Annotated in this window: 2 protein-coding genes; one reads left to right on the forward strand and one right to left on the reverse strand. The window is 43.8% G+C overall.

From position 1 onward, the window contains the following. On the forward strand, nt 1–210 hold a 210-nt coding region (locus HMPREF9069_RS09675), incomplete at its 5' end, for a hypothetical protein (RefSeq protein WP_232204067.1). A 103-nt stretch (nt 211–313) separates the two neighbouring features. Here HMPREF9069_RS09675 and HMPREF9069_RS08125 read toward each other — a convergent pair. Continuing rightward, nucleotides 314–574, reverse strand: a complete 261-nt coding sequence (locus tag HMPREF9069_RS08125; protein WP_021626788.1) for a hypothetical protein — start codon at nt 572–574, stop codon at nt 314–316. Between the last annotated feature and the right edge of the window lie 98 nt (nt 575–672).

A 672-nucleotide genomic window follows, 5' to 3' on the forward strand; every position in this document is an offset into this window, starting at 1 on the left:
ACCAGTCAAAACGGCACTGCTCCAAAACTGGCATCTCCACAGAGAGGCCTGTGCTCTCGTTGGATTACCAGTCAAAACGGCACTGCTCCAAAACCGCATGGAATAGCAGGTTGCAAACGCGCGGGTTGGATTACCAGTCAAAACGGCACTACTTCTAAACGGGCAGGGTTCAAAATCGCTGCTAATGGCAACGAGTTACAAGCAAAATAAACTCAGAGTAGCGACAATCAAAATCAGTCGATAGAAATAATCCCTCTCACTTGAAAATCAGGTGGGAGGGATTATTTATTTACAGCCAGATACTACGGAAAATCTAATCTTGATTATCAATATCATTACCAGAGTCTAATCCTATTTGCTCGCACTCACGGGCAAGTTCATCCACTTCTCTCATGAACTTAAAATGCTCTTCCCATGATTTACGGCTTATTTCAGCCCTTTCTTCCAAGTCCTTCTCTAATGCCTTACGAAATCGGTAGCCCGAAATCGCTTTGTAAATGAAATAAGGGCTAATCAAAATCAAGCCGAGAATAGCAAGAGTGCCATTCCAGGCGAGAAATTGTACGTACGTCATAGTGCACGTACGTCATAGGAAATCACCCCTTCGAAAATCAGTGTACCCAAATCAAAATCAAGCCATAGGTTGGATTACCAGTCAAAACGGCACTGCTC

The organism is Atopobium sp. oral taxon 810 str. F0209 (genome assembly GCF_000466405.1).
GTDB lineage: Bacteria > Actinomycetota > Coriobacteriia > Coriobacteriales > Atopobiaceae > Olegusella.

Coding starts and splice junctions, on each gene's coding strand:
- HMPREF9069_RS08125 (WP_021626788.1), bottom strand. CDS start 574: ATGACGTACGTACAATTTCTCGCCTGGAATGGCACTCTTGCTATTCTC.